The following is a 19,912-nucleotide window of genomic DNA, read 5'->3' on the forward strand; positions in this document are numbered from 1 at the left end:
TTCAGGCGTTGGCGGTTGGCCAATCGATGTAGCCTTTGGCGCCTCCGCCGTAGTAACTCTCACGCGGCGCAATGGTCAGTTCGAGACCGCGCCGCAGACGCGCCACCAGGTCGGGGTTGGCAATAAACAAGCGTCCAAACGCCACCGCGTCGATACGCCCCTGCGCCCGACGCTCAAGCGCCATCGCCAGGTCATAGTTGTTGTTGCCAATGAACGCGCCTTCGAACTGCGCACTCAGCGCGTCCAGGTCCACGCCCGCGGGCACGGTTCGAGATGTGGCGGTGGCGCCTTCGACGAAATGCAGGTACGCCAGATTGAATTGATTGAGTTGCTGGATCAGGTACCCGTATGTCGCCATGACGTTGCTGTCGGGCGGCGTATTGCCGGCATCGGGGGTTACGGGCGACAGTCGGATACCGACGCGGTCGCTGCCCCAGATGGACACCACCGCTTCGGTGACCTCCAGCGTCAGCCGCGCACGGTTTTCGATGGAGCCGCCGTACTGATCGGTGCGCTGATTGGTCGAATCGCGCAAAAACTGGTCGAGCAGATAACTGTTGGCGGAATGCACTTCCACGCCATCGAAACCGGCGCGCTTGGCATTCTCGGCGGCAAGCGTGTACTGCTCGATGATTCCCGGAATTTCCGAGGTCTCAAGCACACGCGGCATCGACACTTCGACAAAACCTTTCTCGGTGTACGTGCTGCCCTCAGCCTTGATCGCCGAAGGCGCGACCGGTGCCTGGCCATTGGGCTGCAACTCGACACTGGAAAAACGCCCGACATGCCACAACTGGCTGACGATTTTTCCGCCCGCGGCGTGTACGGCATCGGTGACTTTCTTCCACCCGGCGACCTGCTCTTGCGACCAGATTCCCGGGGTCATCGCATAGCCGCGTCCCTGAGCGGAAATGTTCGTCGCTTCGGCGATGATCAAGCCTGCACTGGCGCGCTGGGCGTAATAGGTCGCGTGCATTTCATTTGGCACGCCATCTTCGGCCATCCGGCTGCGGGTCACCGGCGCCATGACAATCCGGTTGGCTAACTGCAGCGCGCCCATGGCCATGGGCGAAAAAAGGTCGGTATCAACAGCGTTATCAATCATAAGAACTCCAAATCAATAGACCGGTCGTCTAGTAAAAAGACCCAAAAAAACGCCCCTGTGCCAGCGGGCGTGCACGCGTTAAAAGTGCGATTGCAAAGCGAATGTCCGCGAAAAACTCACACTTCGGCTGCGGTACGAGCACGTGAGGGTTCAAGCACAGCCCTTTCCCACTTGGCAATCACCAGCGGTGCGATGGCATTGCCCAATACATTCAGCGTGGTCGTGCCGCTGTCGATGATCCTGAAAATACCCGCGATCAATGCCACACCCTCCAAGGGCAAACCGGCCGAAGCCAACGTTGCGGAGAGGATGATGATGGCAAACCCGGGCACACCCGCCGCGCCTTTCGAGGTCAGCACCATCGTCACTACCAGCAGGATCTGCTGCGACAGCGACAGGTCGATGCCATAGAGTTGCGCCACGAAAATCGTCGCCACGCCGAGGAAAATCGAGGCACCGTCCAGATTGAAGGCATACCCGACCGGTACCACGAAACTGACAATCCGACGCGGTACACCGTAGCTCTCCAACCGAGTCATCAACTGCGGCATGACGGCGGCGGATGCGGCACTTGAGAACGCCAGAATCAATTCACTGCGGAAGTAGCGGATCAATTTGAAAATGTTCTCGCCAATCAAGTAGCAAATGCCACCGAGTATCACCAAGGCAAAAACAATCAGCGCCAGGTAAACCACACCAATCAACTTGAGCAGCGGCAACAAAGAGGCAAACCCAAACGTCGCGACCGTTGCGCCAATCATGCCGAAGACCCCAATCGGCGCGTAGGCCATGACCATTGAGACCACTTTGAACATCGCGTCGGAAATGCTCTGAACCAGCGCAATGGCCGGTGCACTTTTCTCTCTCGGCAGCGCATTCAGGGCGAGGCCGAACAGCACGGCAAAGAACAGCACCGAGAGCAATTTCGCTTCCGACATCGCCAGCAGAACATTGTCCGGCACGATGTTCTGCAGGATCACCAGTGCGCCTTTTGATGGCTCCATGTTGATCGACGCCGTGCCGTGGGACAGGCCGGAAATATCGGTGCCGGTACCCGGCTCGAAGATATTTGCGAAACACAGGCCGACCACAATCGCCAGCGCGGTTATCGCAAAGAAATACCCCAGCGACTTGATGCCCATGCGGCCAAACGACTTGTTATCGCCACCGCCGGCAATGCCCAGGATCATGCAACAGAACACAATCGGTACCACCACCATCTTCATCATCTTGATAAAGATGTCGCCCAGAGGCTTCAGGATCTCCGCACTAACCCACGTTTGATACTGCGGATGGGTATTGAAATACCAACCGACGAGCACGCCAAGCAACAGCCCGGCAACGATTTGCCACACCAAGGGAATACGTTTCATGTCTAGCCTTTTTGTTGGAATGAAAGGTCTGCGTTTTGGGCAGTTGCTAGAGTCATGAGCTTCCAGCTCACTTGAGACCGAATGGCACAACCGGGTTGTGCCATGACGTTTGTCACTTGGCGAAGAGCTGGCTCATATCCTTGAAAGCCTTGAATTCCAGAGCGTTGCCGCATGGATCAAAGAGAAACATGGTGGCTTGCTCGCCAACCTGCCCCTGAAAGCGAATATACGGTTCGATCACAAACTCGGTGCCAAAGGACTTCAGCCGTTCGGCCAAGGCTTCCCACTGTTGCCAGCCCAGAATGATGCCGAAGTGCGGAACCGGTACGTCGTGACCGTCGACCGGGTTGCTGTGAACACTTTCCTGGGACGCGGTTTTCGGGTGTTCGTGAATGACCAGTTGGTGGCCATAAAAATCGAAGTCGACCCACTGAGTACTGGAGCGCCCTTCTTCAAGACCAAAGACTTCACCGTAAAAGGTGCGCGCTGCAGCCAGATCGTAAACGGGGATAGCGAGGTGGAAAGGCGAGAGGCTCATCAGAACTCCGATCATATTGTTGTGGGTTGGCGAACATTCCTGCCGTCATCGGCGCCTTGGGTTCAGCCGCTGCCGGGGAATGGGAAACATCCTAGGACGGAAAACCAAACATAAAAATCAATATATATTTCTTAGAAACACAATTAATATTTGTGAATGATCAAAGAACTGAAGACACTTATCGCCGTCGCGCGCGAAGGTACTTTCGCTGCAGCAGGCAACAAAATCGGCCTCACGCAGGCCGCCGTCAGCGCACAGATCCAGCGCCTGGAAGCTGAACTCGGCTTCGAGCTTTTCGACAGAAAAGGGCGCTCGGCACACCTCAACAAAATGGGCCAGCAGATCCTCCTGCAGGCGCAAGAACTGCTCAGGCTCTACGACAGCCTCGGCTCGACGACGGTGGGATTGCCGCCCAGCGTGCTGGTCAACATTGGCGCGATTGCCTCGGTGCAGCGCTCTTACTTGCCTGACGCGCTGGCAAAGTTTCACCAGCACTGCCCGCAGTGCCGATCCCGGGTAGTGCCAGGTTTGTCGATGGAACTGGTCAACCTTGTGGATGCTGGCGAGATCGACATGGCCGTGATCATCCGCCCACCCTTTTCACTGCAAAGCGACCTGCGCTGGACAACGCTGGCACTGGAGCCTTACCGATTGATCGTGCCCCGTGACGTGCCGGGCGATGACTGGTCCCAGTTGCTGTGCAGCCAGCCGTTCATTCGATATGACCGATCTTCCTTTGGCGGCAGGCAGGTCGACCGCTTTTTGCGGCAGATGCATTTCACACTGCGTGAGGTCTGCGAACTGGATGAGCTGGAAGCAATTATCAAACTGGTCGAAAACGGTGTCGGGGTGGCGTTGGTGCCGCAGACGGCGCCCGATTTTGCATGGCCCGACGGTGTAAGGGTACTCGACCTCGGCCAGCACACCTTCCATCGAGATATAGGTTTGGTGCACCGATCTCGCCAGACCTTCACCGAACCTGTGCGGATGTTGGCCGAGCTGATCAGTGCTCAGGTGAGTCCCGGCGCTATCCCCGATGCGTTCAAAAAGAACAACCATTAACCGCATCAATAACAACCATTGATTCAATGAAGTTCTCTTATCAGGCTCGCGGCGTAAGATCGGCTCCAGACCTAACCACTACCCCACGGAGCACACACTCATGAAACGCCAAGCCCTTTTCAGCATCGCTTTCTCATTGTTCGCACTGAATGCTGTTGCCGCTCCCGCGACTCAGACCGATCCGCTGTTCAGCGACGCGGTAGCCGCCGCCACCCAGACTGATCCGCTGTTCAGTGATGCCGTAGCCGCCGCAACCGAGACCGATCCGCTGTTCAGCGATGCAGTCGCCGAAGGCGGTTCAGACCGTCTGCTCGAACGCCGCGCCGTCTGAATGCAGCGCTTCAGCGCAGTCACCGAAGAAAGGCCCGACCTCACCCGTCGGGCTTTTTTCGTTTGGCAGCGCTGCGCACCTGCCCTGCTCTGCCGGAAAGTTTTCCTCCTCGATCGGCTCGATCACCTAACCTCATAGACTGTGTGATCCATTCGAGCCGCCTCACCCATGCGCAACACATTGAAGTCGTTGTTTTTTGTCGTGTTCATGCTGCTTGTTGGCGGTAGCCCGACGCTATTGGCTGCCGACTTGCCGGCGCCGGTAACCACCGCCGCCGCGCCGTTGCCGGTGATTTCGCAAAGCGATCTGCAGGCGCTGCAACAACGCCTCGACGGGCTCAAGCAACAGATTTCCGCCGCGAACAACTACAACCAGCTCGAAGGCCCGCAGGATCGGGTGCAGGCATTCATTCTGGATGTCGATCGGTTGTCGGCGGCGTTGTTGCCGCAGCAGGCGCAACTGGCCGTGCAGCTAGGGGTGCTGGGGGCCGCGCCGGACGCTGATCTGGCGGCGGAGCAGGCAGACATCGTCGCGCAACGGGCATCGCTGGCCGAGCAGAAGAGCAAGGTCGACGGCACGCTGAAGAGCCTGGCGGCGTTGAAGCAGAGCGCGGCGGATCTGATTACGCAGATCGCCGGCATCCGTCGCACACTGCTGGAAAGTGAGCTGACGCTGGGCACTGACAGCGTGCTGAGCCCGAGTTTCTGGTCGCCGCTGGTGAGTCCGACCGAGGATGATCGTCAGCGTCTGCGCTTTTTCGTCGCCCAGGTGCGCGACACCTGGGCCACCGTGTGGGCGCCGGGAGAGCGGTTCTACACCAGTGTGTTGGTGTTAGTGGCGCTGATCATCTGGACATTTGGACGCCGGTTGGCCGAACGCGGTCTGACCTGGGTGTGCATTCACCGCGTGCCCGAGGGACGTCTGCGCCGCAGTGCGCTGGCGTTCGCCTCGGCGCTGGCGACCATCGCCACCACCGGCATTGCCTTGCAGTTGCTCTTCTACGCCTGCACCCGCCATCAACCCTTGCCACCCGTGCTGGAAACCTTCTCCGAAGAGTTCGAGAAGGTGGTGTATGCCTGCGTGCTGCTCACCGGGTTGAGCCGCGCGCTGCTGTCGACCGAACATCCCTCGTGGCGCCTGCCGGCAATTGCCGATCAGGTGGCGCTGGCGCTCAGGCCCTACCCGCGCATCTTGTCCTGCACGTTATTGGTGCTGGTGACGCTGGTGCAGGTCAGCAATGCCACCGGCATGAGCAGCCAGATCGTGATCGCCGGGCGCGGGGTCATTTCCATCGTTGTGCTGGCGATCGTGACGGTCCTGCTGTTGCGCGTCGGCAAGGTGCGCAAGGCCTTGGTCGCAGCCAATGATGCTGCGGCGGCGAACAGCACGTTCGCCGGGGTGATCTACACCCTCGCCAGTGTCTCGATGCTTGTCTCGGCGATTGCCCTGCTCGCCGGCTACGTATCACTGGCGCGGTTCATCAGTTATGAGCTGGTGTGGGCGTACATTGTCCTGTCAGGTTTTTACCTGCTGATCCAGTTGATCAAGGACGTCTGCGAGCACGTTTTTTCACCCAGACATGCGAGCGGCAAGGCGCTCAAACAGCTACTGGGTATCGGTGACCGGCGACTCGATCAGATCTCGATTCTGCTGTCCGGTTTCAGCCGTGCAGCGTTGTTGCTGCTGGCGGTCATCGCCCTGTTTGTCGGCGGCATCGGCACCACGCTCGGGCAACTGGCGAGCAACATCATGGCGATCCTCGGCGGCGCCGGACTGCGCAAGCTGAACATCGTCCCCGGCCATCTGCTCAATGCCGTACTGGCGCTGATGATCGGCATCTGGCTGATCCGCGCCCTGCGTCGTTGGCTCGACAACGAGTTCCTGCCCAAGACCGACATGGACCCGGGCATGTGTGCCTCGCTGAGCACGCTGTTTTCCAACATCGGGTACGCCTTCGTGATCCTGCTGACGCTGTCGTCGCTGGGCGTGCAGTGGACCAATCTGGCGTGGATCGTCAGTGCGTTGTCGGTGGGCATCGGTTTCGGTCTGCAGGAGATCGTGAAGAACTTCGTCTCCGGCCTGATTCTGCTGACTGAACGCCCGGTGAAGGTCGGCGATTTGATCAGCATCAGTGGCGTTGAAGGCGATATCCGTCGCATCAATGTGCGCGCCACGGAAATCCAGCTCAGTGACCGCTCGATCGTCATCGTGCCGAACTCGCAACTGATCTCGCAGAACCTGCGCAACGTCACCCTGGGCGGCAGCGCGCAAGGCGTGGCGGGACTGGAGCTGGTGTTCCCGCTGGACATCGATCCTGAAGAGGTCAAAGAGCTGTTGCTCAACACCTACCGGGAGAACGAAACGATCCTTGATAAACCGGCACCGTTCGTGCGCTTCAGCAAATTGTCGCCGGACGGGATTACCTTGTCGGTGACCGGTTATGTGGGCAGCCCGAGGATTGTCGGGGTGACCAAAAGTGATTTGTTGTTTGAAATTCTCAAGCGGCTGGGGGCGGCAGAGATTGCGTTGGCGAAACCACCGGCGAGTGGGTAATGAATCGGTAAGGCCCTGGCATGGAATATTTTCGCTGTCTGAAAAATCGCTTTCGCGAGCAGGCTCGCTCCCACATTTTTTGCGCGGTGAAGGGTTATTCCCGAAGCGCCTAAATGCCTGCTTTTTAGGTCTTTATTGGCGGTCAGACAGCAACCTTATACTCGAGCGGTTTACTCATCGTTCAATAAGGATGTTCCATGCCTCAACGTCTTTTACTGGCGGCCTTGTTCTTGGCCGTCGCCGGTTGTGCCAATCCTCCTCCTGCGTCCGTTCACACCCATGATCCTGCCAGTTCGACCTTGCAAGGCGATGCCTCGCGGCCGGCGCAGGCGCAGTGGATTCGCACCGAGTTGTACTTCTCCGTGGGGTCGATTGATGGCAAGGAAGGCGCGGTCAGCCCGACGCGCTGGCGTGAGTTTCTTGATCAGGAGGTTACGTCGCGGTTTCCTGATGGCTTCAGTGTGCTTGATGCTTATGGGCAGTGGCGGGATAAAGGCGCAAAAGAGCCTGAACGCTTGAGCACCAAGGTGATTGTGATCCTGCATGAGAACAGTGCGAAGAATGCGGGCAACATCGAAGCGATTCGTTTGGCTTACAAGCGTATTACGGGGGATTTGTCGGTGCTGCGGTTGTCGCAGCCGGCGGAGGTGTCGTTCTAGAATCAGAAGCCCCTCACCCTAACCCTCTCCCAGAGGGAGAGGGAACTGATTGGGGGATATTGGAGAAGTACGCCGACCTGAACTTGCTTCACCGAATCCATAATCGATTCGGTCTTTCAGGTCGATGTATCCCCCAAGACACCTCGGTCGGCCCCCTCTCCCTCCGGGAGAGGGCTGGGGTGAGGGTTCGCTTTTAAACGGCTCAACCCGGCCAAAAGCACAGCCCCCACCAACAACACCGCAATCCCCAAAAACGCCCCAAACCCCACCACCGTCACGCTGGAATACAGCATGTACAGGCACAACCCGAAAAACAGCAGCGGCAACAGCGGATACAACGGCACCTTCACCGGCCGCGACACCTCGGGAAAACGCCACCGCAGAATAATCAGCGCCACGCTGCTCAAACTCAGAAACAGCCAATAGACCGGTGTCAGGTACTCGACCATTGTGTTGAAACCGCTCTGGGTAAAACTGCCGAACAGCACCAGCAACAACGCCACCGCACCTTCCGCCAGCAACGCTTTGCGCGGCACACCATGCCGGTCATCCCATTCGCCGAATCTGCGCAGCTGAGGTATATCGCGCGCGGCGGCGTAGGTGGTGCGCGCGCCGACCAGAAGGGTCGAGTTGATGGTCGCAATCGCGGCGATGCCGACCATCAGCAAAATCAGCATCACACCCGGCGCACCGAATGCGCGGTTCAACAACTCAACCGCCGGCGCATTGCTGGCCGCTAATCCAGCGAACCCCAAGCCCTGAACGAACGCCCAATTGAGCGCCAGATAGATCACCATCAACACGCTCAGCGCACCGAGCATGGCGATGAAAATCCCCCGCCGGCCATCACGCACTTCTGCCGATAATGTCGCCGCATCGCTCCAGCCGCCGAACGCCAGAAAGACGAAAATCATCGCCGCCGAAAATCCGGCCATACCGGTGTTTTCCGCGACGGGCGCAAGACTCGGCGCAGGCGCTTCGATACCTTGGCAGGCCAAAAAAACGCCGGCACTGGCGATGCTCAAAAAACCCAGCGCCAGCAACCCTACCAACAAGGTCTGGGTGAGAAAACCAATGTGCTTGCCGGTGAGATTAAGCAACACCAACGCGGCAATCACCGCCCCGGCAAACAACCCCGAGCCGTACTGCCCCAGCGGCACCACCGCATTGAGGTAATCGGCAAACATGAACGCCGACAACGCTATCCAGCCGGTGTGCATCACCGAAAACCGCGACCAGGCGAACAGGAATCCCATGCGCTCGCCATACGCCGTGCGCAGAAAGTGATAGTCGCCGCCCGGGTGCGGAAACGCCGTGGCCATCTCGGCAAAACACAGCGCGCCGATCATTGATGCGACGCCACCCAGCACCCACACCAGGTAGAAATATTCCGGCCCGACGTTGAGGGCGACGGTCGGCGCGGTTTTCAGGATGTCGGTGGTGATCACCATACCCAGCGTGATCAGCAACGCTTGAAACACCGGTAGATGCCGCCCCGGCCCCGCGTCAGAAACCATAGGTAGCGCGGGCGTAGTAGTAGGCGCCGTTGGTGCCGATTGGCGAGAGCACGTCGTACGGCAGGTTGCCGCCGTAGTTGATCGCCGAGCCAGAACGTTCCGGGTAGTTGTCGGTGAGGTTGTTGCCGCCCACGGCAATGTTGAATTTCGGAGTGAATTTGTAGGCCACCTCGGCGTCCAGTTGCCACACCGCGCCGTAGGTTTGCTCTGGTTGCGAGTCGCCGAAATCGAACACCCGGGTGGTCTCGCCCTGGCGCGTCAACCGCCCAAGCAAGCCCCAGTGTTCACTGGCCCAGTTGGCGGAAAAGATGAAGCGATCCTTCGGCGCCGCGTCGGTCAGGGTGTTGGTTTCCTCGACACCAACGAGGGCGTCATTACCAATGCCCAGCGCCGTCAGTTGCGACGGTGTGCCTTTGGTGCTGGTGACTTTGGTGTGGTTGTAGGTGTACGCGGTGGTCAGGCCCAGTTGCCCTTCGTAGAACGGCTGGTGGTAGTTGAGCACCAGTTCGGCGCCGTCGGTGTTGGTGTCGGCGGCGTTGGTGAAGAAATTGACGTCGTGCACGCCAGCAACGCCGAAGTTGTCATTGATGTAGTTTTCCAGAGCATCGCTGCCAATGCGTTGCGACAGGGTGATGCGGTCTTTGACGTCGATGCGGAACACGTCCAGGGAGGCATCGAAGCGTTCGTTCAACTGAAAGGTCAGGCCGAGGCTGAAGTTCTTCGAGGTTTCCGGATCGAGCTTCTCGGCGCCGAGTGCACGGGCGATCGGATCGTTGACCGAGAGCACGCGGATGTCAGTCAGCGTACCGCCATCGCCGAAGTTGCTGGTGGTGTTCTGGAAGCCGCTTTGGGCCAGAGACGGCGCGCGGAAGTTGTTCGAGACCGCACCGCGCAAGGCCCATTGCTCAGTGAGTTTGTAGCGACCGCTGAGTTTGCCGGTGAGTTTGCTGCCGGCATCGTCGTAATGCTCCCAGCGGGTGGCGGCGTCGACGAAGAAGCGGTCGGTGAGATCGCCGGACAACTCGGCGTAAGTACCGAACACGTTGCGATCCAGATCCGACTCTTCGCTCGGGCGCAGGCCATTGGCGCCGTCGGCTCCGGAGCCGATGTAGGAGGCCTCGTCACCGGCATAGGTCAGGTAGTTTTCATAGCGGTATTCGCCGCCAACCGCCAATACAAAGGAGCGCTCGCCGAGACGCAGTTCGCGGCTGAAATCGAGGTTGCTGGTGGTCTGGCGCAGCTCGTAATCGCCGGTGTCAAACTTCGTCGGCGAGTCTTCGCCGAGGCTGACGTTAAGCGTGCGCCGGGTCGATCCATCGAAGCGGTTGCGACCGTGGGTGACGCTGCTGTCGAAGTCCCACTCGTCACCGATCAGGCCCTTGAAACCGGCGGTGGCGGAGACGTCTTTATTGTCGCCGAGCGATTGCGGCAAGTAGCCGTTGGGGTAGAACTGCGGCTGTTCGTACGGGTAGCGATAGAACTCGGCGCCGGTGGTGTGACGCTGGTTATAGGTACCGAAGCTGTAGGCCTTGCCGCCGGCCAGCGGCAGTTCACTGTTGAACCAGAGGTTGACGTCGCGCGCGACGCCGTCGCCCATTACATAGTTGCGCTGGCCGGGGGTATCGGCAAAACCGTCGAAACCGGCGCGGTTGGTCGGGTTGCGATCCTTGTATTCGGTGCCGCCACGGATAAACCCGCCCTCCTCACCCAAACGCGTGCCGATCTTCGCGGTGGTCACGCTGTTCTGGCCGTCGGTGGTGGTCTTGCCGATGGCGTCCTGATGGGTGTGATAAGCGCCATAACTGGTCGACACTTCGCCGCCCTCGGGCGCGTCGTCGAGGATGATGTTGATCACCCCGGCAATCGCGTCTGAACCGTACTGCGCACCGGCGCCGTCACGCAGCACTTCAATGCGTTTGATCGCGCTGAGCGGGATCGAGTTGAAGTCCACCGGTGCGGTACCGCGACCAATCTTCGAGGAATCGTTGACCACCGCTGATGTATGGCGACGCTTGCCGTTGACCAGCACCAGCACCTGATCCGGGCTCATGCCACGCAGTTGCGCGGCGCGCACATGGTCGGCGCCACCGGAGTTGGATTGGCGCGGCAGGCTGAAGGACGGCAACAGCGTCTGCAACGCCGCGCCCAATTCACCATCAGCGGCGCCGGCGGATTTGAGGTCTTCGGCAGTGAGCACGTCGACCGGCACCGGCGAATCCAGCACGGTGCGCGAAGTACCCCGGGTGCCGGTGACCAGCACGGTACCGAGGCGGGATTCGCTGTCGGCGCTTGCCGAAGTTTCTTCGGCATTGGCCGGAAGTTGCCAGATGGCGCACGCGACAGCGGCCGCCAGTAATGAACGGGAACGGTAATGCATGTAACAGCTCCTTGAATCGCAGTTAATACCCGGCCGTTACCGACAATAAAGTTCGGCAAGCAATGCGCGGCAATGTCTGCTGTAGTTTTGGATTTCCGGAAGGCAGTGAAGGCTTTTTTACGGTGAGTTGCAGTTTCCCCAGCGTGAGATGTTTCCCCTTGAAGCCAGATGCTAGACGAGCTGCCGCAGCTCGTAAAAGAACCAATAACGCTTAGGTTAGATCGCTCTAAAAAGTTGTTCTTAGTTCAACAGAAGTGTTGCTTAGCCAACACCTGAACCAACTAACACCAATTTTTTATATTGAAATGCAGTCCCCCTGTAGGAGTGAGCCTGCTCGCGATAGCGGTACATCTGTCGACATCACCGTTGAATTTAAAACCGCTATCGCGAGCAGGCGAAGGCCTACAGTTTTGATCTGCGTCGGGCACTACTTAGTCGAACTCTTTTTCCAGCCAGGCATCCTCGGCAATATCCAGTTCATCACCACTGAAACGCTGTTCAGCAAACGGATCGGCGTGCAGATGAAAGCCGTTCTGCTCCCAGAACCCCGGTTGTTCCTGCTCGACGAATTCAAGCCCGCGCAGCCACTTCGCGCTCTTCCAGAAATACCGCCCCGCCACCACCAACCGTAGCGGCCAGCCATGTTGCGCGGTCAGCGGCTGGCCGGCGTAGTGGGTGGCCAACAGACTGTCGGGGTGCAACAGATCATCAAGTCGCAAGTTGGTCTGGTAATCGTGGTCGGCGTGGGCCATGACGAACGCCGATGTCGGTTGGATATCGAACGCCTGCAACAAATCCCGCAGATGCACCCCGCTCCACTCGGTGTCGAATTTCGACCAGCGTGTCACGCAATGGATGTCGCAGCGCAATTGCCGTTGCGGCAGTGCCTGCAGGTCGGCGTAACGTAATTCGATAGGCTGTGCGAGCGTGCCGAACAGGCGCAGCGACCAGTTGGCGAGGTCGTATTCCGGTATTTCGCCTTCGTGGAGGATTGGAAAACGCTCCGTCAGCACCTGGCCTGGGGGTAGTCGTTCCCCGAGCACCGGATCGGCTTTCGGCGAACGGCTTTTGCGTATGCGTGCAGCTTTGTTGTGCATGTAAGCTCCAGAACTCCCTCAGTTTGCGCAACTACGCGTTACCCCTGTGGGAGCGAGCCTGCTCGCGAAAGCGCTGGGTCAGTCAACAGAGATATCGACTGATCGGACCTCTTCGCGAGCAGGCTCGCTCCCACATGGGCGATGTCGTGGCAAATGTTCTAGTTGGCCACTGGAATCCACGCCGCCCGTGCGACATTCGCGGTATCACCGAAGCTGGGGAGCTTCTGCGCCAGATCTCGAACATTCTTCACATCCAGATCCAGCAACTGCTGACGGGTAATCAGCGTCGGCGGCACCAGTACCTGATGCCCCGGATTTTCCCCGGCAATCAACATCGCCAGGCTGCGCACACTGATCGCCCCGGCCACTTGCGGATTGACCGCTGCCGTCGCCGCCCAGGCGCTGTCCGGCTCTTTCATGATCTGAATATCGGCGGTGGAAATATCGGCGCTGTAGATCTTCACCTTGCTCGTCAGCCCTGCCTCATCGACGGCAATTTTCGCCCCTTTGGCGAACTCGTCGAACGGCGCAAAAATCACGCTGATGCCTGGATTGGCGCGAAGCACGGCGCTGGCCTGATCCGCCACCGAATTGGCGATCGGCGGATTCAGCGTGCCAAAGCGTGCCTTCTCGACGATCCCCGGATTGGCTTTCTTGACCTGACTCCAGATCTCGTCGCGGCGCTCCATCGGCGTAAAACCGCTGATGTACACGTAGCCGGCATCGAACTTCGTGCCGTTGTCCTTGACGGCCTGATCCAGCGCCAGACGTGCCAGCGCATGGTGATCCTGCTCGACCTGGGTCACTTGCGGCGTGTTCAGATCGACATCGAAAGCGACGACCTTGATGCCTTTGGCGATCGCCCGATCGATCGGTGCTTTCAGGGTTTCGGCCAAGCCGAGCTGGACGATGATGCCGTCGACGCCGAGATCGATAGCCTGATCGATCATCTCGCCCTGACTCGCCGCTTGCTGCCGGGCATCGAATACCCGCAGGTTGGCACCCAGCGCTTCGGTCTGCTTTTCGACGCCACGCAAATAAGCCTCGGGGAAGTCCCCAGAGAACAAATAACCGACCAATGCAATCTGCACCTGACCTTTATCGAACGGTGCGGGTGCGCCGGGCAAGGCTTTGGCCTGCGCGCTCAGCGCCAATGCCGAAAGCAACGCACCGGCGAGGCAATGACGGGCGAACTGTGTGATTGAACCGTGCATACAACTTCCTTGCATAAAGCGGCTCAACGCGCCCGATGCGCGAGGCCGAACGTGAACATCAGGGCCAGCACCAGCACCAGTCCCTTGACGAAATCCTGCGCGTAATACGGCGCGTTGAGCATGGTCAGACCGTTGAGCAGCGCCGCCACCAGCAGCGCGCCGACCAGGGTGCCAAAGGCGTTGGGCTTCTTCGCGCCGAGTACGGCAAAACCGATCAGCGCCGCGCCGAGGGCATCCAGCACCAGACCGTTGCCCGAACTGACGTCGCCACGACCCAGGCGCGCCGCCAGCAACAATCCACCCAGCGATGCAAGCAACGCCGAGAGCACGTAAGCCAATAACTTGAAGCGCTGCACCGGTGCACCGGCCAAGCGCGCCGCTTGCTCGTTGCCGCCGATGGCATAGAACAGCCGACCAATGCGCGTGCGCTCGAGAAACAGCCACACCGCCACCGCTACCACCGCCGTGATCAACACCGGAATCGGCACCACCTCCCACAACCGCCCACGTCCCAGCGCCAGAAACGCAGCACTGAACGTACCTTCGGTTTCCTCACCGCTGGGCAAGGTCATGCCCACTGCAATCGAACGTCCGCCCGTGGGAATCAGTTGCACACCGATCACCAGAAACATGCTGCCCAGCGTCGCAAGAATGTCCGGCACCCGCAGTTTGACGATCAGCCAACCGTTGAGCAGGCCGACCAGCGCACCGCCCGCCAGACTGATCAACACCGCCGGCACCGCGCCCCAGCCGAGCACGACCATCACGTAACTGGCGATCATCAGGCTCATCGCCGCCACCGCGCCAATCGACAGATCGAGACCGCCGACCGCCATGGTCAGCGTCACGCCCAACGCCAGCAGCGCAACAATCGACACCGATTGCAGGATGCTGAACAGGTTGCCGACACGCAGGAATGCCGGCTCGGCCACACTGAAAAACACCACGATCAGCGCCAGCAGCCATAACAGGCCATAGCGGATCAACCCGTGCAGCAGACGTTCGGCGCGTGCCGGCTCGGTCGATAACAGTGAACTTGAATCAGGCACTCGCTCTGCTCCTTGGCGTGGCTTGAGGGGAATGTTCGGTCACGTCGCTGCCGGCCAGTGCAGCGACCAGATCAGCACGATTGAGGCCGGCGCGCGGGTACTCGGCGACCACCGCGTGATCGCGCACCAGCAGAATGCGGTCGGCAATTTCCAGGGCTTCATCGACATCGGCACAAATCACCAGCGTCGCCCGGCCCTTGGCGCTGTCGCGGAGCAATTGGCCGATGTCGCGGCGGGCGCGCACGTCGACGCCTTGAAAGGGTTCATCGAGGATCAATACCCGCCCTTCACCGAGCAGCCAGCGGCCGAGCACGACTTTCTGTTGATTGCCGCCCGAAAGCGCGGACATGGGCACATCGATACCGACAGTCTTGATCCCCAGTGCTGCTACTTGTGCCTCGACCGCTGCCGCTTCGGCGCGGTTGCGGATGAAACCGCCGCGGGTAAAGCGTTCAAGAAACGGCAAAGTCAGGGTGCGACGCAAAGTGAAATCGGCTACCAGCGACTGACTGGCGCGATCTTCGGCCGCGAAGAACACCCCGCTTTGAATGGCCTGACGCGGTGAGTCCGCACGCCAGTCCGCGCCATCCAGTTGCACGCGGCCCGAGGTGGCTTTACGCAGGCCGAACAGCGCCTCGGCGATTTCACTTTTGCCGGCGCCCAGCAGCCCGGTGAGCACCACCACTTCGTTTTCGTGCAGGGTCAGGTCGAACGCGGCGGAGCGCGGCAGAATTTGCATGGCGTTGAGTTTCAACACCTCGCGCCCGGCCACGCACGGCTGATAAACATGCTCGGCCAGCGCCTGCCCGAGCATGGCGCTCACCGCTTCGGGTAATTGCCGCGCCGTGAACTCGCCCGCGAACTGCCCATCCCGCAACACAATGGCGCGATCCGCCACCCGTTGCAGGTCGGAGAGTCGATGGGAGATGTACAGAATCGCCACGCCGCGATTGCGCAAGGTGTCGATCAATCCAAACAGCCGCTGCGCCTCGGCATCGGAAAGCGCCGCCGTCGGCTCATCCAGAATCAGCAGGCGCGGCTGCAAAGCCAAGGCCCGAGCAAGCACCACCAATTGCCGTTCGGCCTGACCGAGATGTTCGATTGGCTGCTCCAGCGGCAAGGTCAAACCCAGCCCGGCGGCGATGCTCGCAGCGCGCTCCAGCAGGCGTTTACGATTGAGCCAGAAGTCCGCGTCCGGCTTGCACAATTCATCGAGCAGGAGGTTTTCCGCGACACTCAACCCCGGTGCAATGCCCTCGTTGATCTGTTGGTGCACCGCGACAATACCGAAGCGCCGCGCCGACAGCGGCGAACTGAAATGGCGTGGCGCGCCCTCCAGCCAGATCTCGCCAGCGTCGGCAGTCTGGCTGCCTGCGAGGATCTTTACCAGGGTCGACTTACCCGCGCCATTGGCACCAAGCAGCGCCACCACTTCGGCGGGATAGATGTCCAGGCTGACGGCGTTCAGCGCCCGGCTCGCGCCAAATATTTTGCTCAACTCACGTACACGAATCAGCGGCTCACGGGCCACAGCGACCGGCACACTCATACAAATCCTTAGCGACGATGCGCCAGCGAACGAACCAATCGATCGCCCAGGCTTTGCACGCCTTGGACGAGGATCACCAACACCACCACCGTGGCAACCATCACTTCATTGTTGAACCGCTGATAGCCGTAACGGATCGCCAGATCACCGAGCCCGCCACCGCCGATCACCCCGGCCATCGAGGAAAAACCGATCAGCATCACCAGCGTCAAGGTGATCCCGGCCAGCAACGCCGGCAGCGCTTCGGGCAACAGCACTTTGAAGATCACATGACCGATGTCGCCGCCCATGGCGAGGATCGCTTCGATGCGCCCCTTGTCGACTTCGTCCAGAGCGTTTTCGACGATGCGCGCGAAGAATGGAAACGCACCGATGGTGATCGGCACCACGGCGGCGGTGCTGCCCAGCGTTGTGCCGACCACTAGCCGCGTCAGCGGGATCAGGGCAATCAGCATCACCACGAATGGCAGTGAACGGCCGAGGTTGACCACGCCACCCAGCACGGCATTCAAGCGTGGCATCGGCAACAGTCCGTCGCGACGACTGATGAACAGCAACACGCCCAGCGGCAAGCCGATCAGCAGCGTGAACAGCCCCGCGAGCAGGACCATGTACAGGGTTTCACCGGTGGCGTTGAACAGCAGTTGCAGGATTTCATCCCAATTGACCGTGCGGTTCATGAGTGCGCCGCCCGTACGCCGTATTGTTTGAGAAAACTCAGGCCCGGCTCAGCGTGGCCCAGCGGCAAACCGCAGGTCGGTCGCAGCGAAGCGCCGAGTTGCGATTGCGCATCGGCCAACAGCCTTGGTACCGGCCCGGCTTCGACCAGACGTCCGTTGGCCATGAACGCAGCGTGATCGCAGATCGACTTGACCACCTCCAGTTCATGGGTGATCAGCACGATGGTGACGCCCAGTTGCCGATTGATGTCGCGCAGCAGTTCAAGGATCGACGCGGTGGTTTCCGGGTCGAGTGCACTGGTGGCTTCGTCCGACAACAGATAAGCCGGTTCAGCAGCCAGGGCGCGGGCAATGCCGACACGCTGTTTCTGCCCGCCGGACAATTGCGAGGGAAAGGCCTGCGCCTTGTCACTCAAGCCGACCAGTTCCAACAGCTCGCGAACCCGCACATGACGCCACGGCTTGCCCACCTTGGCGATCTCCAGCGGCACCGCGATATTGTCGAAAACGGTGCGCGAATGCAGCAGGTTGAAGCCCTGGAAGATCATGCCGATGCGCTGACGCTGCTGGCGCAGTTCGCTGACCGACAGCGTTGTCAGGTCGACGCCATCCAGCAGAATGCGTCCGCTGTCCGGTCGTTCGAGCAGGTTGAGGCAGCGCAGCAGCGTCGACTTGCCCGCCCCGCTACGCCCGAGAATCCCGTAGACCGCGCCGTCGGGAATGCTCAACGAGACCTGATCGAGTGCCGGTTGCGCGGCCGAAGGATACGTCTTGCTCAACTGCTCGACGGCGATCATGGCTTGCCGCCCGCCACCGGAATCACCGAACCGGCGAAGTTGTCGGTGATGTATTTGGCGACCTCTGGCGAGGTCAGGTCCTTGGCCAGTTGCGCGATACGCGGGTCGTGTTCGAGCTTGGGCGTGGTCACCAGAATATTGGCGTAAGGATTGTGCTCGGCTTTTTCCAGGCCCAAGGCATCCTTGGCCGGCACCAGGCCTGCGTCGAGCGCGTAGTTGCCGTTGATCACGGCCAGATCGACGTCGTCCAGCGAGCGCGGAATCTGCGGCGATTCGATCTCGAGAATCTTCAGTTGTTTCGGGTTTTCGGCGATGTCCTTGGGCGTCGCCTGATCGGCCGCCGGGTCGTTGAAGCCGGGTTTGAGCTTGATCAAGCCGTTGTCTTGCAACAGGTACAGCGCGCGGCTCAGATTGGTGACGTTGTTGGGCACGGCGACGGTGCCTTTTGCCGGCACGTCGGCGAAGCTTTTGTGCCGGTGCGAGTAGATGCCCAAAGGCTCGATATGCACCGTGGCGGCCACCGCGAGTTTTTCGCCAAGGGCCTTTTCCTGGGATTTCAGGTACGGCAGGTGCTGGAAGTAATTGGCGTCGACATCACCGTGCACCAACAGCTCATTGGAGTTCACCCCGTTGGGGATCTCGATGACTTTGAGATTGAGTTGCGGATCGATTTTCTGGATGTACGCCAGAATCTGCGCGTGGGGCACCGGGTCGGCGGCGACGCGCAATGGCTCCAGCGCCTGCGCACCGAACGACGTCACCAGCGCGCCGAGCACGGCCAGGGTCAAACCTGCTTTCTTGATCATGTGCGGAGTCCTTGAGCGGTGGTTGAGTCAGGCGGATTTACGAGCGGGCGGTGGCGGCAGCAACGCATCGGCGTAGAAGCGCTGCGCGACATCCGGATGCGAGCGCAAACGACCCTTGAGGTAGTTCCAGCCGACATCGCGAAACAGTGGGTTGAGCGGATCACTCGCCGGCCCGCGCGCCTCGCGCAACAGTGCGGTGGGCAGCGGATACAGCGGCACCACGGCATCCAGTTGCGCACCGAGGAAGAACGCGACAGACAGGCGTTCACTGCCCGCCGGAGGCGAAACCACGCGATGCACCGTGGCACGCAGATAACCGTTGCTGGCCAGTTCGAGCAGTTCACCGATGTTCACCACCAGGGTGTTCTCGCGCGGCAACGCATCGATCCAGCGCCCCTCTTCGATCTCGACCTGCAGACCGGCCTGTTGGTCTTGCAGCAGGAAGCTGAGGAAACCGGAATCCTTGTGTGCACCGACACCTTGATGGCTCGACTCGCTGGACTGGCCGGGATAGCGCATCAACTTGATGTGTTCGTTGGGCTTGTCGCCGTAGAGCTGATCAAACGCATCGGCGCGCAGCGACAGTGCCTGAGCGAACGCACGCAGCAGGCGCAACGACATCCGCGTCATCGCCTCTTGCCATTCGAGCAACAGCGGTTTCAGTTCCGGCAGTGCCGCCGGCCATTGGTTGGGGCCTTGCAGCCGCGCCCATAACGGGCTATCCGCGTCTAATGGCAACGCCTCGCGTTCGGCACCCAGATCGAACTGTTCACGCAGATCGGGCTGGCCACGGGTGATCTCCGAGGCGGCACGGTTGTAACCGCGAAAGTGCGGTGAATTGATCATGCCGACGGCGGTTTTTTCGCTGTCGGGTAAGGCGAAGAATTGCCGGGCGTGGGCCTGCACCTGCTTGAGCAAGTCGCTGTCGATACCGTGGCCGGTCAGGTAAAAGAAGCCGACGTCGCGCGCGGCGTGGCGCAGGTCTTCAAGAAATTCGTAACGCTGCTGCGCCGTGCCTTCGAACAGCGACAGGTCCAGCGTCGGTAATGCGGTGATATCGAGGGTATGCGGCATGATTCACTCCCGTGTGAATCAAACCTGAAAAACCTGTGATCGATTCAGCGTGTGCCGTCATGGCAATCGGGGGTCTATCGGTTTGATGCGTTTTGATTCGTCGTTGCGACAAAACTAAACGATCTTAAAAA

Annotated in this window: 17 protein-coding genes; 4 read left to right on the forward strand and 13 right to left on the reverse strand. The window is 60.0% G+C overall.

Features of this window, described 5'->3' with window-relative positions:
• Position 1: 1 nt before the first annotated feature.
• The 3 genes from AC5SEM_RS12990 to AC5SEM_RS13000 all read right to left on the reverse strand — a co-directional run bounded on the left by AC5SEM_RS12990 (position 2) and on the right by AC5SEM_RS13000 (position 3,016).
• Positions 2–1,105 carry an alkene reductase gene (locus AC5SEM_RS12990; protein WP_495473225.1) on the reverse strand — a complete coding sequence of 368 codons (1,104 nt, stop codon included), beginning with the start codon at positions 1,103–1,105 and terminating at the stop codon, positions 2–4.
• A 116-nt stretch (positions 1,106–1,221) separates the two neighbouring features.
• A complete protein-coding gene (locus AC5SEM_RS12995; RefSeq protein ID WP_495473226.1) occupies positions 1,222–2,478 on the reverse strand; it encodes a cation:dicarboxylate symporter family transporter in 1,257 nt (418 codons plus the stop codon).
• A gap of 112 nt (positions 2,479–2,590) precedes the next feature.
• Positions 2,591–3,016, reverse strand: coding sequence for a VOC family protein (locus AC5SEM_RS13000; protein WP_026000724.1), 426 nt, complete (start codon positions 3,014–3,016; stop codon positions 2,591–2,593).
• Between the two features lie 156 nt (positions 3,017–3,172).
• Between AC5SEM_RS13000 and AC5SEM_RS13005 the strand changes: the two genes are divergently transcribed.
• The 4 genes from AC5SEM_RS13005 (at position 3,173) to AC5SEM_RS13020 (ending at position 7,621) form a co-directional block, all read left to right on the forward strand.
• Positions 3,173–4,078 carry a LysR family transcriptional regulator gene (locus AC5SEM_RS13005; protein ID WP_495473227.1) on the forward strand — a complete coding sequence of 302 codons (906 nt, stop codon included), beginning with the start codon at positions 3,173–3,175 and terminating at the stop codon, positions 4,076–4,078.
• A gap of 100 nt (positions 4,079–4,178) precedes the next feature.
• Positions 4,179–4,409 carry a hypothetical protein gene (locus tag AC5SEM_RS13010; protein WP_495473228.1) on the forward strand — a complete coding sequence of 77 codons (231 nt, stop codon included), beginning with the start codon at positions 4,179–4,181 and terminating at the stop codon, positions 4,407–4,409.
• A gap of 168 nt (positions 4,410–4,577) precedes the next feature.
• Positions 4,578–6,962 (forward strand): DUF3772 domain-containing protein, encoded by a 2,385-nt coding sequence (locus AC5SEM_RS13015; protein WP_495473229.1) that lies wholly within the window; start codon positions 4,578–4,580, stop codon positions 6,960–6,962.
• Positions 6,963–7,159: 197 nt separating this feature from the next.
• Entirely contained in the window at positions 7,160–7,621 is a 462-nt protein-coding gene (locus AC5SEM_RS13020; protein ID WP_077572506.1) for a DUF3574 domain-containing protein, read from the forward strand.
• A 116-nt stretch (positions 7,622–7,737) separates the two neighbouring features.
• Here the strand turns inward: AC5SEM_RS13020 and AC5SEM_RS13025 are convergent, their stop codons facing one another.
• From AC5SEM_RS13025 to AC5SEM_RS13070, 10 genes are all read right to left on the reverse strand, one after another.
• The gene (locus tag AC5SEM_RS13025; protein ID WP_495473230.1) at positions 7,738–9,138 is read right to left on the reverse strand and encodes an APC family permease; all 1,401 of its coding nucleotides are present in this window, start codon (positions 9,136–9,138) and stop codon (positions 7,738–7,740) included.
• Positions 9,128–11,515, reverse strand: a complete 2,388-nt coding sequence (locus tag AC5SEM_RS13030) for a TonB-dependent receptor plug domain-containing protein (RefSeq protein WP_495473231.1) — start codon at positions 11,513–11,515, stop codon at positions 9,128–9,130. Before AC5SEM_RS13030 ends, AC5SEM_RS13025 begins: the two co-directional genes overlap by 11 nt.
• 431 nt (positions 11,516–11,946) lie before the next feature.
• A complete protein-coding gene (locus AC5SEM_RS13035; RefSeq protein ID WP_495473232.1) occupies positions 11,947–12,612 on the reverse strand; it encodes a sulfite oxidase-like oxidoreductase in 666 nt (221 codons plus the stop codon).
• Positions 12,613–12,770: 158 nt separating this feature from the next.
• A complete protein-coding gene (locus AC5SEM_RS13040) occupies positions 12,771–13,826 on the reverse strand; it encodes a substrate-binding domain-containing protein (protein WP_495473233.1) in 1,056 nt (351 codons plus the stop codon).
• 23 nt (positions 13,827–13,849) lie between these two features.
• Positions 13,850–14,875 carry an ABC transporter permease gene (locus AC5SEM_RS13045; RefSeq protein ID WP_016987731.1) on the reverse strand — a complete coding sequence of 342 codons (1,026 nt, stop codon included), beginning with the start codon at positions 14,873–14,875 and terminating at the stop codon, positions 13,850–13,852.
• A complete protein-coding gene (locus AC5SEM_RS13050; protein WP_495473234.1) occupies positions 14,868–16,424 on the reverse strand; it encodes a sugar ABC transporter ATP-binding protein in 1,557 nt (518 codons plus the stop codon). The genes AC5SEM_RS13045 and AC5SEM_RS13050 overlap by 8 nt, the downstream gene beginning before the upstream one ends.
• 8 nt (positions 16,425–16,432) lie before the next feature.
• The gene (locus AC5SEM_RS13055; protein ID WP_077572499.1) at positions 16,433–17,104 is read right to left on the reverse strand and encodes a methionine ABC transporter permease; all 672 of its coding nucleotides are present in this window, start codon (positions 17,102–17,104) and stop codon (positions 16,433–16,435) included.
• The gene (locus AC5SEM_RS13060; RefSeq protein ID WP_116029694.1) at positions 17,101–17,901 is read right to left on the reverse strand and encodes a methionine ABC transporter ATP-binding protein; all 801 of its coding nucleotides are present in this window, start codon (positions 17,899–17,901) and stop codon (positions 17,101–17,103) included. The genes AC5SEM_RS13055 and AC5SEM_RS13060 overlap by 4 nt, the downstream gene beginning before the upstream one ends.
• Positions 17,898–18,707 carry a MetQ/NlpA family ABC transporter substrate-binding protein gene (locus AC5SEM_RS13065; RefSeq protein WP_495473235.1) on the reverse strand — a complete coding sequence of 270 codons (810 nt, stop codon included), beginning with the start codon at positions 18,705–18,707 and terminating at the stop codon, positions 17,898–17,900. Before AC5SEM_RS13065 ends, AC5SEM_RS13060 begins: the two co-directional genes overlap by 4 nt.
• Positions 18,708–18,734: 27 nt before the next feature.
• A complete protein-coding gene (locus AC5SEM_RS13070) occupies positions 18,735–19,781 on the reverse strand; it encodes an isopenicillin N synthase family dioxygenase (RefSeq protein WP_495473236.1) in 1,047 nt (348 codons plus the stop codon).
• Positions 19,782–19,912 lie beyond the last annotated feature (131 nt).

It is taken from the genome of Pseudomonas sp. CH61 (assembly GCF_059429415.1).